General features: G+C 23.1%; 7 protein-coding genes. 2 read left to right on the top strand and 5 right to left on the bottom strand.

The window, feature by feature from the left end; genetic code table 11:
* Window positions 1-146 precede the first annotated feature (146 nt).
* From pth to yihA, 5 genes are all read right to left on the bottom strand, one after another.
* Window positions 147-734, bottom strand: a complete 588-nt coding sequence (pth, locus tag KHD59_RS00300; protein ID WP_213680296.1) for an aminoacyl-tRNA hydrolase — start codon at window positions 732-734, stop codon at window positions 147-149.
* A 123-nt stretch (window positions 735-857) separates the two neighbouring features.
* Complete coding sequence (locus KHD59_RS00295) at window positions 858-3,653, bottom strand: cation-translocating P-type ATPase (protein WP_213680295.1); 2,796 nt, start codon at window positions 3,651-3,653, stop codon at window positions 858-860.
* 127 nt (window positions 3,654-3,780) lie between these two features.
* Window positions 3,781-4,560: an alpha/beta fold hydrolase gene (locus KHD59_RS00290; RefSeq protein ID WP_213680294.1), complete on the bottom strand. Its 780-nt coding sequence runs from the start codon at window positions 4,558-4,560 to the stop codon at window positions 3,781-3,783.
* A 32-nt stretch (window positions 4,561-4,592) separates the two neighbouring features.
* On the bottom strand, window positions 4,593-7,211 hold the full coding sequence (locus KHD59_RS00285) for a valine--tRNA ligase (RefSeq protein WP_238120193.1): 2,619 nt from the start codon (window positions 7,209-7,211) through the stop codon (window positions 4,593-4,595).
* 134 nt (window positions 7,212-7,345) lie between these two features.
* Window positions 7,346-7,942: a ribosome biogenesis GTP-binding protein YihA/YsxC gene (gene yihA, locus KHD59_RS00280; protein WP_004995414.1), complete on the bottom strand. Its 597-nt coding sequence runs from the start codon at window positions 7,940-7,942 to the stop codon at window positions 7,346-7,348.
* 465 nt (window positions 7,943-8,407) lie between these two features.
* Here yihA and pheS point away from each other — a divergent pair, with 465 nt between their 5' ends.
* The gene (gene pheS / locus KHD59_RS00275; RefSeq protein WP_213680293.1) at window positions 8,408-9,448 is read left to right on the top strand and encodes a phenylalanine--tRNA ligase subunit alpha; all 1,041 of its coding nucleotides are present in this window, start codon (window positions 8,408-8,410) and stop codon (window positions 9,446-9,448) included.
* 59 nt (window positions 9,449-9,507) lie between these two features.
* Complete coding sequence (pheT, locus tag KHD59_RS00270; protein WP_213680292.1) at window positions 9,508-11,931, top strand: phenylalanine--tRNA ligase subunit beta; 2,424 nt, start codon at window positions 9,508-9,510, stop codon at window positions 11,929-11,931.
* Window positions 11,932-11,936: the final 5 nt, after the last annotated feature.

The raw sequence follows: 11,936 nt of genomic DNA, 5'->3' as shown, positions 1-11,936 counted from the left end.
ACAAAAAAATATACAAAAAACATACCTTAGGGCTATTTTTTTTATTCCACAGTATAAAAGTAACACAATAATTGTAATTGAAAAAAACTATATTGTCAATATTTATTTGACATTTTATTCTTTATTTTTTTGATATCCAAAAACAATTAATTATTTTTCTTAAAATTACTAATTGTCATAAATAAAGATTCTAAAGAATTTGTAGTCAAAAAAATATCTATTAATCGTTTAAATAACACAAAATTCGAATGAATCAAATCGATATCTTTTTGATTCATTTTTTTTAAAACATATCGTGATAAAGGGATATTACAATCATGACCTACACCGATTTTTAATTTTAAAAAATCTCGTGTTTTTAAAACATCTATAATATTTTTAATACCATTATGTCCTCCATCATTACCATTTTGTTTAATTTTGAACTTACCTACATCTAAATTTATTTCATCATGAATTATAAATATTTTTGATAATCTGACATCATATTTATTTATAACCTTTTTAAGAGCTAAACCTGACAAATTCATATAAGTTTGAGGTTTAAGTAATAAAGTCCATTGATCATTAATACGACATCGATAAATTAAATTAAATTTATCACTATTTTCTTCGATTACAACATATTTTCGAAATTCTTTCAATAAATAATCAATTAACATAAAACCTACATTATGAGGAGTAAAATTAAAATTTAAACCCGGATTACCTAATCCTACAATTAATTTATACATTTATTATCATACTCCATTGAATTTTTTTATTAACTAAAAAAGTTCGAAAATATAAATAAATTTATAATAAATAAAAAAATAATTATAATAAAAACTATAAAATTTATTTAGATATTAATAGCATTACTTAGACTGCATATTATTAGTTATAAATTTATAAATAGTATCCATAATTAAAATAATTAATATACATAAACTCAAATATAAATAATGCTGCCAAGTAATAAAAGTAGTTCCAAAAAAACTATTAAAAATAGTTATATTTTGAGAAATTAAAATAAACAATATTAATTCACACAAAATGCCTACAAATAAAAGTCTATTTTTTTTTGTAAAAGTTTGCCAAAAATAAAACTTATCAGATCGACAAGCAAAAACATTACCTATTTGAGAAAAAATAACTGCACCGAAAGCCATAGTAGAAGCGAAAATGAACTCTTTTTGCTGAGCAATCATTTTAAAAGGAATATTTTGACGCATCAAAGACCAACCGCCATAATGTAAAAAAAATATTAATGCTAATATACCTTCTACAATACCTAAAAAACCATAACTTCTTTTTAATAATTTAGTATCTAATAAATGATCTCGAGAGGTACGAGGTTTTTGAGATAATAAATTTTCTTCTGGTTCTTCTGCTCCTAAAGCTATAGCAGGTAATAAATCTGTGATTAAATCTATAGCCAGAATTTGCATAACAGTTAAATAAAGTGGCATTTTAAATAAAGCCATAAAAATAATTGGAAAAATTTGCGGAATATTCGAACAAAAAACATAACTAATAAACTTTTTAATATTAGCGTAAATAGCTCTAGATTCTATCACTGCCTTTGGTATTGTCGAAAAATTATTATCTAACAAAATCATATCAGCAGCATTCAAAACAACATCTTTAGTATCTTTACCCATAGTAATACCAATATGAGCAGCTTTCATAGCTAAAATATCATTAACACCATCACCAATAACTCCAACAATCTCATTATTTCGAGCATATGCTTCAGTAATTTTCAATTTATGTTTTGGAGTAGTTCGGGAAAAAAATATCGGAACTTCGGTTTTTAAAATATTTTGTAACTCTATAGGAGACATATTATCTAATTGAGAACCATCAATATTTAAAAAATTATCATCTCGAATTAAACCCACTTTTTTACCAATTGAAATAGCAGTAGGACCATAATCTCCAGTAATAACAGTAATTTTTAAACCCGCTTTTAATAAATCTTCTACAGCCTGACGAACTTCTATTTTTGGAGGATCAAAATTAACTGCAAACCCTAAAAATACCATATCCTCTTCTTGTTTTTCTTGTTCAGGATTTTCTATTTTTTTATAAGCAATAGCTAAAATACGATAACCTTCACTAGATAATTGCTCATTACAATTCACAAAATAATCTTTTTCCAAAGTTGTAAAATCACTAACTTTATTATTTTTATATTGAAGATTACAACTATTTAAAATTACATCAGGTGCGCCCTTAACAAAGAGATATTTATTGTCAATATCATAATATTCTTGAGCTAAATTATGAACCAAAACACTCATTTTTTTATTTTCTGAATTAAAAGGATTAATTTTATCAATAATAAAATTTTTACGAATTTGTTGAATATTTAAACCATATTTTGTAGCTGCCACTAATAAAGCTGCTTCTGTAGGATTTCCAGTAATATTAAAATTAATATTTTCCGAATTTAAATCAATCAAATTGGCTTCCGAACACATAATAGTTGCTATTAATATTTTAGAAATAACTTTATTATTAACCAAAATATCACCATTACTATTATCAAAATTACCTTTTTTTTGTAATCCATGACCAGTAATATCGACAAAACCTCCAGGAAATAATAATTTTTTACAAGTGATTTGATTTTCCGTTAAAGTTCCTGTTTTATCGGTACAAATAACAGTAGCAGAACTTAAAGTTTCTACAGAAAATAATTGTTTAATCAAAGCCTTTTGTTTAGACATTCTTTGGGTACCGATAGCCAAACTTAAGTTAATAGTCGGTAATAAACCTTCAGGAATATTTGCTACTAACATACCTAAAGCTACAACAATAGCAGATTTTAATGCTGATAACCAACTAGATTCCCCTTGAAACTTAAAACGCCACAAACAAATCAAACAAACAAAAACAGCTAAAGAAGCGGCTAAAATGCTAATTCTTTTAACTACTCTATGTATCTCTAATTCTAAAGTACTAGTGCTTTTAGTAATATTACGAGCTAATCTAGCTACTTCTCCTATTTGAGTATTTTCTCCAATAGCATAAACAATACCTTTAGCGCTTCCCTGAGATACTGTAGTACCAGCGTAAACTAAATTAGGAATTTCAAAAATATTATCACTATGATCGTTTTTTAAAGCGTTTCTATTTAAAGGAATGGTTTCACCTGATAATGTAGAATTATCTACAAAAAAATTATTAGCTTCTATTAAACGAACATCAGCAGGAATAATAGATCCCATTTCTAAAAAAATTAAATCTCCTATAGTTAATTTTTGCGTATCTAAAATTTCTATCTTATTGTTTCTATAAACTTGAATTTGTTTCGGAATCATATCACTTAAAGAAGATAAAATTCTTTCTGCCTTATATTCTTGAAAAAAAGAAAAAATACCATTTACAATTACCACTGAAACAATAGCTATACCAATAGCTTTTTCATGGATAATAAAAGCTAAAAAACCAGCAATCCATAATAAAATAGCAAACATTGAAAAAAATTGTTTAATAAATTGTTTACCAAAAGAAAAATGTTTACTCTTTTTCATAACGTTTAAACCATATAACATTTGTCTTTTGCGAACTTCTTCTGTTGTTAAACCGGTTTTTTGCATTTTAAAAAAATCCCAAATTTCATCCGAAGATAAACGACTAATTTTAATAATATCTTCTTTATTCATAGATTTACCTCATTAATTTAAAAGATTAAACAAATTATTCATAAAATTTGTTACAAATAGATAACACATAATAAAATGGGAGTTTAATTATCAAAAACTTAATAATAATTTTAAATATAAAAAGTAATTAAATCCTATCATTTAACCATAATATAATATCATTGCAAATTTTAGACTTTTCGATATCATGAAATAAATTATGATATGTTTCGTGATATAATTTTAAATTTTTATCCTTAGATTTAATAGAATCTAAAAGATGAATGCCATTTTTATAAGATATTATTTTATCTTGAATACCATAAAGTAATAGAACAGGAGTCAAATAAGAAGAAAAATTTTTATTTAAATAACGCATACTCAAAACTAACAAATTTCTTAATAAACGATAACTAACGGATTCCAAACGATAAGGATGATAACCCTTACCCAAAGGAACGTGCGCTATCTTAGAAGAATTAAAATTAAGTTTTTTTCTTTGCCACCAACTAAAAAAATAAAAAGGATAATTTAACCAAATATTTGAAACTTCTCTACTAGGAGCAGAACTAATAACCGCTCCATTTATATTTTTATATTTAATAACATAATTATTAACAATGATTCCGCCCATACTATGACCAATTAAAAAAATTTTCATAGAAGAATTTTGTTTAACATTTTTAACTAACTGCGCCAAATCATCTAAAAAAATATGAAAACTTTTAATATCTCCTCTTTTACCTAAACTTTTACCATGACCTCTCACATCATATGAAATTACATTAAAATTATTTTTAACTAAAAAATCAATTAAAAATAAATAATCACAAGAACTTTCTCCTAAACCATGAGTGATAATAACATTAGCTTTTGGTTGTTTAGATAATGAACAAAAAACATTTAAATAAGAATTAGAAAATAACATAATAAAAAACCATTTTTACCTAAAAATTAAATTTATTTTTTTTTGATTATTTTTTTATATTGTAATAAATATTTATTATATTTTTCCTTTTCTTCTTGAACTTTACTTTTATCCGCTTTATCCAAAAAAGATTTATTTTTCAAAAGATTTTCACTTCTTTTTAATTCAATTAAAATTTGATTAAGTTGAGAATTTAAATTTTTATTATTTTGTTCTTGATTAATTTTCAATAACAATGTTCTTTTTATAAAAATAAAAATATTTTTATCCGCAAATAATAATTCATAATTATTATTACATGGAGAAGTACTACCTAATTTTATTTCTGATGCTTGAAAAATTTTTTTTAATTCAAATAATATTAATTGAAATTCATTTAGACAATTTAAAGGTACTTCTAAATATAAATCTAATAAAAAAATTTTATTCAAAGAATTTATTTGGCGAAATTGACGAATTTTAGTAACCAATTTTTTTAAAGATTCAAAAACAGATAAAGATATAGAATCATTGAATTTAAAAATAGGTAATTTTTCTGAAATAATAGAAATGCCTAAATCTAATTCTTCATAAATAGCATCCGTAATAAAAGGCATAAAAGGGTGTAACACTAATAAAATAGTCTTCCAAATATAAAGAATTACTTTTCGACTATTTGAAATTAATTCAGGATCTTTCTCGATATCTTGCCAACAAATTTTATAAAATTCTAAACCCCAGTTAGCAAATTCTTCCCAAACAAAATTATATACCAATTTACCTATAACACTAAATTCATATTTATCATACAATACATCTATTTTTTTTAGTAAAGTGGATAATTTAGTTAATAAAAATTTTTCTGGCAAAAATAATTTACTTTGATCAAAATCTGTCGATAATGTGGAAAGATTATTTTTAATAAAAAAACCAATATTCCATAATTTATTAGCAAACTTCCAACTTGAAATAATTTTATTTCTATCAAAATAAAAATCTAAACCAGGGGAAGAATTAGTAGTCAAAAACCACCTTAAAGAATCTATCCCATATTGATCAATAATCTCTTTAGGATCCAAACCATTACCTTTTGATTTAGACATTTTTTGACCTTTATCATCTCTAATTAAACCATGTAATAAAACATCTTTAAAAGGCATTTTTTTTAAAAAAAACATACTTTGTAAAACCATTTTAACTACCCAAAAAGTTAAAATATCATATCCGGTAACTAAAACATCTACTGGAAAATGTTTTCGAAATAATTTTTGATTATTAGGCCATCCTAAAGCGCATAAAGGCCATAAAGAAGATGAAAACCATGTATCTAAAACATCTGAATCACGCGTAAATCCACTACCCGGATCTTCTATTTGAACTTTAACTTCATTCTTCGAATTATACCAAGCAGGAATAGGATGTCCCCACCACAATTGACGCGAAATACACCAATCCTCTATCTTAGTTAACCATTGATTAAATAATGTTAAAAATCTTTTAGGAAAAAAATTAATTTTATGTTTTTTTAAAATTAACTTAGCTAATTCTTTGGTTTTCAAAAACCATTGCAAAGAGAGACGCGGCTCTATAACAATTCCTGATATATTAGCAAAACGAAGAGAATGATTATAATCTTCTATTTTAAATAAAAGATTTTTTTTATCTAAATCTGAAATTAACCTTTCGCGACAGACAAAACGATCTAACCCTTTATATTGCTCTGCCAATTCATTCATAGATCCATCAGAATTAATACATAAAACTGATTTTAGATTATGTTTTTGACCCAATTGAAAATCATTAAAATCATGAGCAGGAGTAACTTTTAATAATCCACTACCAAACGACATATCAACATATTCATCTGCAATAATAGGTATTTTTAAACTAGTACCAGGAACTACAACTTGTTTACCAATTAAATGTTGATATCTTTTATCATTAGGATGAAACATTACAGCCTGATCTCCAAAAATAGTCTCAGGACGAGTAGTTGCTACTATAACAAAATCATCACTTAAAACTTTATCTTCTATTAAAAAATATTTTAAATAAAATAATTTACCTAAAACATTACGTTCATTAATTTCAGTATCAGATAAAGTAGTTTGAGCACTAGAATCCCAATTAATTATTTTATAATCACGATAAATTAAACCTTCTTTATACAAAGATACAAAAACTTTTTCAACAGTTGAACTAATAGAAGGGTTTAAAGTGAATTGTTCATAATCATAATCTAATAAAAGTCCTAAATCTTGCCATTGTTTACGGATATCTTTAATATATTTTTGTTGCCATTGATTCGCAAATTCCAAAAAAATATTTTTAGTTAATTTATGAATACAAAAACCTTTTTGTTGCAGCTCTTGTTTAATTTTTATTTGCGTAGCTATCCCAGCATGATCCATTCCTGGAACAAAAAGAACATTATAACCTGTTAACATTTTGCGACGAATAAGATTATCTTGTAAAATATTATTCCAAGCATGCCCTAAATGTAATTTACCTGTAATATTAGGAGGAGGGATAACAATAGTAAAATTAGGTAAATTAGAAAAATTACTTTTTTTTTGTAATTCTTTATATTTTAACCAATCAGCATATCTATTTTTTTCAATAATTTTAAAGTCATATTTATTATTCATATTATTTAAATTTAAATTTCTCATTTATGATTTCCTAATTAGGATAAATAGGTAGTAATATTCTACCACTTCCCGTACAAATATTAACAAACAAACTGAATTATCAAAAAACTTAAATTTTTTATTTTTCTTATAAAAATTTTTTATAATAATTTCTATTATACATCTAAATTTTTAAACATAAAACTAATAATTTCCGGAATACCATCTTTATCCCGACAAGAACATAAATAAAAATCTGTAATATTGCAAAAATTATTCTCAAAAGATTGCTTAATAACTCGAATTTGAGGTATTATGAAATTTTTTTTAATTTTATCTTTTTTATTAAGGATTACTACAATAGGAATTTTATATTTAATAAATTTTTGACACATTTGCAAATCTAATGAAGTTGGTCCAATATTAAAATCAATTATTTGAAAAATAATCTTAATAAACTTATTATTTCTAATAAAATTATGAAGCATTAACATTTGTTTAATACGCGATTCTTTATCCCTTTTAGAAAAGCCATAACCAGGAGAATCTACAAAATAAAAATAATTATTGATTAAAAAATAATTTAAAGTTATTGTTTTACCTGGTCTTTTCGAAAATAAAGCTAATCTTTTATGATTAGTTAAGGCGTTTATTAAAGAACTTTTACCAACATTACTACGTCCTATTAATAAAAATTCAGATAAATGCGGAATAGGGCGATATTTTAAATTAGTAATACTTTTAATAAAAACAGCTTGTCTAATTATATTCATAAAATCCAAAATAATATTGAAACGTTATATTTTCAAAATTAATTTCCTATCCTTGTATATTATTTTATTAATTTTTTTTATACATAAATAAAACATTGATTATAAATCTCTGAGTTAAATTTCATAAAAAAATAAAATTTAAATAAGTTAAAATTTTATCTTATTAAATTTTTAAATTAAATTAATTATGGTAATTTAAAATTTAAATATTTTAAATTATAATTATGATAATATTATAATATCATAGAAATAAAAATTAAAATTTTAAAAACTAAAAAGTTTTAAAATAAAAAATTTTAAAAAATATTTCGCTAATCAAAACAAAATATAAACACTAAATCTCAAATTTAATAAAATTATTTTAATATCAAAAAAACTTTTATCAAGATAAAACAAAAATTTTAGTTATTACTAAAATTTATTTATATATCGTAAGAACCAACAAAGGAAATTAAAATTAACCAAATGAATAATAAAAATGAAACTTTACAACAAAAAATATTAAATTTAAAACAAAAAATTAAAGAAAAAATTCAAGAATTAGATAAAATAAATTCTCTACATCAATTAGATGTTCAATTTAATAGATTTAATAAATATTTCATAGAATTATTTAAATATATTAAACAATGTGATATAAAAGTAAAAAAAGAATTAGGACAACAAATAAATGAATTAAAAAAAAATTCTCTTCTTGCTTACCAAATTAATAAAACCAAATTAGAAAATAAACAATTAAACAAAAAAATAATAAAAGAAAAAATAGATGTTACTTTACCTGGATTTTCATTCCCAGAAGGCAGTATACATCCCCTAACGCAAACAATTGAAGAATTAGAAAATTTTTTTTTAAAAATGGGTTACGCTATTTATGAAAGTCAAGAAATAGAAACAGATTTATATAATTTTGAACTTATGAATATAAGCAAAGATCATCCAGCTAGAGATATGCAAGATTCTTTTTATCTGGATCACAAAAAAGAAAAACTTTTAAGAACTCATGTTTCTTCAATGCAAATTAAAGCTATGTTACAAAACCCTAATAAACCTTTAAAAATAATTTCATCAGGAAATGTTTATCGTAGAGATAAAGATGATGCAACTCATAGTCATCAATTTACACAATTAGATGGATTTGTCATTGATTACACAGCTAATTTAGAAAACCTAAAAACCACTATTAATACACTAATAAAACACATTTTTGGCAGAAAACAAAAAATCTTTTTTCGACCATCTTATTTCCCTTTTACGAATCCCAGCTTAGAAGTAGATTTGATCTTAACAAAAAAAAATAAAGAAAAAATTTACCTTGAAATTATGGGAGCAGGATTAATACATCCAAATATATTAAAACAGGGTGGTTTTGATCCTGCTAAATATCAAGGATTCGCTTTTGGTATGGGTATCGAACGCATAGCTATGTTAAAATATCAAATAGAAGATATTCGAGATTTGTACAATAATGATTTAAGATTTTTAAAACAATTTTCATTATTAAATTAATATACTTAAACCTATTAACATAAATTAGATGAAAAAATAATTAAAAAAGAGAAAATATCATGATTATCAACGAAAACATTTTAAAAAAATATTTATCCACATCTATTCCTAAAAATTTAAAATTTCTAATTAATAATCATATAACAGAAGTAGATAAAATAGAATCGATCCATCCTCAATTAAAAATACAAAATAACCAAAAATATATTATTGGAAAAATTATCCAAATTATACACAAAACCATTAAAGTAGATATTGGCATAAATATAGTATCTATCTCGCTAAATAATAGTATTGATTATGATAAATTTTTAATAAATAAGAAAATTATTATTTTAATAGAACATAATTCACCAAATTTTAATATCACTAATAATAAAAACCCATTTACGAATATTTCTGATGATGAAGTATTTAACAAAATATTAATATCACATAGAGAATTAAAATTATCTGAAAAATATTTAATAGAGTCAGAAAAAGGTGAAATCTTATATTTAGATGATCAAGCTCCTATTGGTCAATGCGCTTTAACATATTTAAATTTAAAGGGCTCCACTATAACATTAGCTTTAACACCTAACAGAGCAGATCTTTTATCGCATATAGGTTTCGCTAAAGATCTACAATCTATATTAGAATCATCTATCACAGAATTAAATAATTATCCAAAAAACCATAATAATCCTCGTGAATCAGACAAATTAAACCCTTTTAGTATAAATATTAAAAGTAAAAATTGTTATGAATATAATATAAGATATATAACTAATTTAACAATAAAAACCAGCCCTTTATGGTTACGTAATTTACTAATAACAAATCAAATAGAACCTGTAAATAATGTTATAGATGTTATTAATTTAATAATAATCGAATATGGTATACCATTAAATGTTTTAGATGCCGATCAATTCAATAACCAACAGATTGAAATAAGAAACGCTAAACAAAATGAAAAAATTATTAATTCGAAAGAAACATATTTTTTGAGAGATCAACAAGATATAGTAATCACTAATAATAACGATATCATCTCTTTAGCGGATATTTTAAATAACTCAAATTATGAAATTACAAATAAAACAAAAAAAATAATTATTACAAGTAGTTATTGGAATATAGAAAGTATTTCTGAAATATCCAAACACCACCAAATCAATAATCAAAAAACTTTAAGATTAACTAAAGGAATTGATCAAAGTTTAATAGAAACAGCATTAGAAAAAGCTACATTTTTAATACAACAATTAACTGACGGTATAGTACATAAAAATATTATGTCTCAAAAAATACAAAAATATCATAATCCAGAAATCAAAATAACATTAAATGAAATCAATAAAAAAGTCGGTTTAAAATTATCTTCTAAAAAAATCATAAATAATTTAAAAAGATTAAATTATAAAATAAAATTTATATCGAAACCTCAAAATTATTTTATAGCGCAAGCTCCTGAAAGACGTTATGATATCACTACACCTGAAGACATAATATCAGATTTAGTCAGATTAACTGGTTATAATAACAAACAAATTAATACCCTTATTGATAATTTTAAAGAGCGTAATTCTGAGCAAAAATATATAATTAAATTAAAAAAATTATTAGCAAACCTAGGTTTTTACGAAATTAAAACATATAAACTCGTTAATGAAAAACTTTTTAACCTATTTTATCATGATCAAAATTACCTATCAGTGATAAAACCTATTACCGAAGAAAGAAAAATTCTTAGACAATCTCTTAGCGGTAGCATGTTAGAGGTTTTAGAGTTTAATCAGAAAAATAAAAATACAGATAATGCTTTTTTTGAAATATCTAATGTGTTTTATGAAAATAAAGAAGTTTTGCATTTATCATTAGGTATTAGCGGTTATTTAATAAAAAATCACTGGTTAAAAAAAAATATAGAAAGTTCTTTTTTTATTTTAAAAGGGATTTTAGAAAAAATAGCTAATTTTTTAAACATTAATATGTCTTTCTGTCCTACCCAAAAATATTTTAATTTGCATCCGGGAGCGCAATCTAACATTAAAATTAACCGAAAAAATATTGGTTTTATAGGAGAAATGCATCCAAAATTAAATAACATATATCATTTAAATAAAAGTTTTATAGCTGAAATTAATCTAGATATGATTTTAAAAAAATCTTTAAAACAAGATATAATAATTAAAAAAATTAACAAATTACCTTATATAACTAGAGATTTAAGTTTTTGGATAAATAAAAAAATTCACTTTCAACAAATATTCGAAAGTTTAAAACAAAATTTTCAAAAAATTTTAATAAAATGCGAATTGTTAGATATATATACTCCAGATTCTAATAACAAAAATAAATATCAAAAATATTACTCTTTATCTTTTCGTCTAACATTTGAAAATATCAATAATAATTTAAATAAAAATAAAGTAGAGCAAATTATTAATCAAATAGAAAATAATTTAAAAATTAAATTTCAAGCACAAATAAGATAAAATAC

Origin of the sequence: Sesame phyllody phytoplasma, assembly GCF_018390775.2 — a bacterium.
In the GTDB taxonomy this organism is placed as follows: Bacteria; Bacillota_I; Bacilli_A; order Acholeplasmatales; family Acholeplasmataceae; genus Phytoplasma; species Phytoplasma australasiaticum.
Note: the sequence above shows the minus strand (reverse complement) of the source record. Positions and strands in the feature narration are given on the sequence as shown.

Excerpts from the sequence above, each read along its gene's own strand:
- pth (WP_213680296.1), bottom strand. The coding sequence starts at position 734 with ATGTATAAATTAATTGTAGGATTAGGTAATCCGGGTTTAAATTTTAAT.
- pheT (WP_213680292.1), top strand. The coding sequence starts at position 9,508 with ATGATTATCAACGAAAACATTTTAAAAAAATATTTATCCACATCTATT.
- KHD59_RS00290 (WP_213680294.1), bottom strand. The coding sequence starts at position 4,560 with ATGTTATTTTCTAATTCTTATTTAAATGTTTTTTGTTCATTATCTAAA.
- KHD59_RS00285 (WP_238120193.1), bottom strand. The coding sequence starts at position 7,211 with ATGAGAAATTTAAATTTAAATAATATGAATAATAAATATGACTTTAAA.
- yihA (WP_004995414.1), bottom strand. The coding sequence starts at position 7,942 with ATGAATATAATTAGACAAGCTGTTTTTATTAAAAGTATTACTAATTTA.
- pheS (WP_213680293.1), top strand. The coding sequence starts at position 8,408 with ATGAATAATAAAAATGAAACTTTACAACAAAAAATATTAAATTTAAAA.
- KHD59_RS00295 (WP_213680295.1), bottom strand. The coding sequence starts at position 3,653 with ATGAATAAAGAAGATATTATTAAAATTAGTCGTTTATCTTCGGATGAA.